Annotated in this window: 3 protein-coding genes; all 3 read right to left on the reverse strand. The window is 69.1% G+C overall.

From position 1 onward, the window contains the following. Positions 1 to 99: 99 nt before the first annotated feature. The 3 genes from istB to istA are packed head-to-tail and all read right to left on the reverse strand — an operon-like array spanning position 100 to position 2,719. Entirely contained in the window at positions 100 to 891 is a 792-nt protein-coding gene (gene istB / locus ACIBTV_RS31380; protein WP_396710804.1) for an IS21-like element helper ATPase IstB, read from the reverse strand. Next, positions 888 to 1,124 carry a hypothetical protein gene (locus tag ACIBTV_RS31385; RefSeq protein WP_396710806.1) on the reverse strand — a complete coding sequence of 79 codons (237 nt, stop codon included), beginning with the start codon at positions 1,122 to 1,124 and terminating at the stop codon, positions 888 to 890. Before ACIBTV_RS31385 ends, istB begins: the two co-directional genes overlap by 4 nt. A gap of 44 nt (positions 1,125 to 1,168) precedes the next feature. After that, positions 1,169 to 2,719, reverse strand: coding sequence for an IS21 family transposase (gene istA, locus ACIBTV_RS31390; RefSeq protein WP_396710808.1), 1,551 nt, complete (start codon positions 2,717 to 2,719; stop codon positions 1,169 to 1,171). Positions 2,720 to 2,848: the final 129 nt, after the last annotated feature.

Below are 2,848 nucleotides of genomic sequence, written 5' to 3' on the forward strand. Positions count from 1 at the left end.
TGTCAAGGGTCAGGACGAAGTCCTGTCCGATGGCCTTGGGTTCTCCTCGTTGGCGGACAGCAAAATTCCATGCTGGTGGCCAGGTGATCTCCGGGTGGGTTAGGTCAAGGCTTTCACCCCCTTGCCGGCGAGGGCTTGTTGCAGGCGGTGGGAGTCGCCCTGGGTGGTGATCAGGTGGGCGTGGTGCAGGAGCCGGTCGACCGTCGCGGTGGCCAGGGTCTTTGGCATGAAGGTGTCGAAGCCGGATGGGTGGATGTTGCTGGTGACGGCGATTGAGCGGCGTTCGTAGGCGGCGTCGATGATGCGGTAGAAGGCCTCGGCTGCGTCTTGGCCGGCGGGGAGCATGCCGATGTCGTCGATGACGATCAGGTCGCTGCGGCAGATCCGGGCGACGGTGCGGGCAGTGGAGCCGTCGGCTTTGGCCCGGCTGATCGTGGTGGTGAGGGTTTCGAGGGTGAACCAGGCGACGCGTAGGTCGGCCTCGATGGCGTGGTGGGCGAGGGCTTCGACGAAGTGGGACTTGCCGGTGCCGGACGGGCCGGCGACGGCGAGGTTCTCGGCTCGGCTGATCCATTCCAGGGTGGCCAACGCTTGCTGGGTGGCGGCGGGGATGGACGAGTCGTCGGGTCGCCAGGTGGCCAGGGTTTTGCCGGTGGGGAAGTTCGCGGTCTTGCGGCGCATGCGGCGGGTCGCGGCGTCGCGGCCGATGACTTCCTCGTTGATCAGGACCCGTAGGACTTCGGCGGGGTCCCAGCGTTGGGCTTTGGCGGTGGCGATGACGTCGGGTGCGGCGGCGCGCAGGTAGGGCAGCCGCATCCGGCGCAGGAGCTTGTCCAGGTCGTCGGGCAGGGCCGGCGCCGACCGGGTCGGCGTCGGGGTGGGGCGGGTCATCGGGTGATGGCCTTTCTGAGCGGGTGGTGCAGGGTCAGGGCGTTGTGTTCGACGAGGCGGGCCAGGCCGGCTGCGGCGAGGTGGCCGTGGCCGCTGCCGTCGAGGAAGCCGGCCAGATCCGCTTGGGTGTCGTGGTCGGCGTGCCGCAGCCAGTCCTCGATCAGGTCGAGTAGCCGGGCCAGGTCGGCGGCCTCATCGGCGTCGAGGACCACGCCCTTGAGGTCCGGTTTCATTTTTGAAATTTCTGGCCTGCTGGTCGGGGCAGGGGTGGTGAGGGTCATCGGCCGAACCTTTCCCAGGACGCGGTGCCGGGCTGCACCGAGTAGGTTTCGTCGACCCGGACCAGGTCACCGGGCTCGCCTCGGGTGGCGAGGTGGTCCAGGATCGCGCCGAGATCCGCGTCGTCGAACCGGCCGGCCGCCGCGGCCAGGCCCAATGCTTGGTCGACGCGGGCGGCATCGAGGATGGCCGCGAACTCGACCGCGCGGGCCATCTTCGCCCGGACCCGGCTGGTGCCGGTCGCGGCGGCCTCGACCAGCCACGCGTGGGCGCCGTCACCGATGGCCAGGAAATCGGCCTCGGCCTTGGTCCGGGCTCGCGGCCGGGGCGGACGTGGATGGTTGCCGCCCGGATGGTGCGGGTAGTGCTCATCGACGATGCGCGGGTTACCCGGGGTGGACAACTGGTGCCGGGCGATCTCGGTCGTGCCCGCCGCCGGGGTCATCGCGACGATGACCAGTTCCTCGCCGACAGCCCGGCACCACACCCGGGTGCCGACGTGCCCCGGCGGGGTCGAATAGCGCACCGACCCGAACCGGACTGTCTGATCCTCGTTGACCAGGCGTTCCTCACCCAACGCGGCGGTGTGCGGGTCGGCCGGCAGCACGTGCAGATGGCCGCGTTCGACAGCGAGCCGGTCGATCGGGGCGGCACCGGTCTCCCGATGGACGCGGGCGTTGATGTGCTCGCACCACTGCTTGCACGCGGTGACCAGGTCCGCGAACGTGGCGTAGGCGCCGCGCAGATTGGTCTCGGTGGGCACCAGATCGGCCTTGGCGACCCTGACAGTGGCCTCGACGCCGCCCTTGGACTCCGGGTCGAACGGCTCACACGACTGGACCGTCGTCCCGTAATGCCGGCCCGCCGCGACGACCGTCGGGTGCCGGACCGCGACGCCGGCGACGTGTTCGACGGTGACCGTCTTCGCGTTGTCGCCCAGCAGATACGCCGGCACGCCGCCGAGCCGGCGCAGCGTCGCGTCCAGGCATGCGATCAGCGTGCCCATCGTCTGGTCGAAGACCGGGATCACCACCCGGAACCGTGACCAGGCCAGCCACGCGCAGAACAGATACGTCTTACGCCCGGCGACCCGCGGCCCGTCACCCCAGTCGAACTGCAGCCACAGGCCCGGCTCGGCCACCCACGGCCGATACGTGCGCCGTTGCCCGGCCCGCCACGCGATCTTCGCCTGTCGCACCGCCCGCCGGGTCGTGCGTTCCGTGCCGGTGAACCCCATCGCCACCAGCCGCTCGTGCACCTTGTCCGCGCGGATCTTCGCCTTCGACGCATCAACGAGCTCTTCCACCTTCGGCAGATACGCGTCGATCAGCTTTGGCCGCGGCGCGGTCCGGGCCAGTAACGGATCCCCGCCACCGGCCTCACGCAACGCCACATACCGGCGCACCGTCTTCGCATCGCACCCCGCCAGTTGCGCCGCGGAATGCGCACAGCGGGTCAGGTCGTACGACTCCAAAATTTCCATGATCTCCCTGGCAGACTTGGTCACGGTCTCTCCGGCGGCTCGAAGTGCAAGGTCAGCAACCCGCATCGAACCGCCGGAGAGATCCACATCAACGTGGCCGAGACGGAGATCACCTGACCGCCCAGCAGGACTTCTGCTGTCCGCGAGAAGGGACTCAACTGTCCGTCAGCATGGATTTTTCAGTGTCCGCTAGCA

The organism is Micromonospora sp. NPDC049366 (assembly GCF_044466625.1).
Classification (GTDB): domain Bacteria; phylum Actinomycetota; class Actinomycetes; order Mycobacteriales; family Micromonosporaceae; genus Micromonospora.